The sequence below is a fragment of the Gemmatimonadota bacterium genome (genome assembly GCA_039715185.1).
Taxonomy (GTDB): Bacteria; Gemmatimonadota; Gemmatimonadetes; order Longimicrobiales; family RSA9; genus DATHRK01.
This window is the reverse complement of the sequence record JBDLIA010000246.1, coordinates 1-1,043: the sequence shown is the minus strand read 5'-3', so window position 1 is coordinate 1,043 and position 1,043 is coordinate 1. Positions and strand designations below refer to the sequence as shown.

The following is a 1,043-nucleotide window of genomic DNA, read 5'->3' as shown; positions in this document are numbered from 1 at the left end:
CCGTCGGATACCAGAGCCCGAACCGGCCCCGCCCCCTATCCGGGGAAGCCGGTCGCCACGGACGGCACGGGCGCCGTGGTCCACGTGGAGACGTCGGCCAGCGAGGGAGCGGGCGCCTATCCGATCACGCCCTCCACCCAGATGGGCGAGGGATGGGCTGCCGCGATGGCCGCCGGGAAGACGAACGTGAACGGCAAGCCGCTCATCTTCTTCGAGCCGGAGGGAGAGCACGCCGCCGCCGCCGTGACGGCTGGTATGAGCATGACCGGCCTGCGCGCGACGAACTTCTCGAGCGGACAGGGGATCGCGTACATGCACGAATCCCTGTACGCGGCCACCGGCAAGCGCCTCACCTACGTCCTCAACATCGCGGCCCGCGCGATGACCAAGCACGCCCTCAACGTGCACGCCGGCCACGACGACTACCACGCCATCGACGACACGGGCTTCTTCCAGCTCTTCGCCAAGAACGTCCAGCACGCCGCCGACCTCACGGCGATCGCGCACCGGATCGCAGAACTCTCCCTCAACCCGGGAGCGGTGGCGCAGGACGGCTTCCTCACCAGCCACGTGATCGAGTCGATGCTCCTGCCCGAGCCGGAGCTGATCAAGGAGTACCTGGGCGACCCGTCCGACATCATCGACTCCGTGACGCCGGCCCAGCGCTTCACCTTCGGGGCCACACGGCGGCGCGTGCCGGAGATGTTCGACCTGGACTATCCCGCGATGCTGGGGGTCGTCCAGAACCAGGACAGCTACGCCCAGGGCGTGGCGGCGCAGCGCCCCTTCTACTTCGATCACATCCGCGACCTCACCGATCGCGCCATGCGCGAGTACGCCGAACTCAGCGGCCGGGAGTACGCGCGGGCCATGGGCTACCGGCTCGAGGACGCCGAGTACGTGCTGGCGGGCCAGGGCTCGGTGGTCTGGAACGCCGAGGCCGTCGCCGACTACCTGCGGGAGTCGAGGGGCCTCAAGGTCGGGGTCCTGGACGTGGTCATGTTCCGGCCCTTCCCGGCCGACCTCATCACCGCCATGCTCCG

General features: G+C 69.2%; 1 protein-coding gene. It reads left to right on the top strand.

Annotated elements, in window-relative coordinates; genetic code table 11:
• Positions 1-1,043, top strand: a 1,043-nt coding sequence (locus ABFS34_17020) for a pyruvate ferredoxin oxidoreductase (GenBank protein ID MEN8377128.1), incomplete at both ends; no start/stop codon positions are given.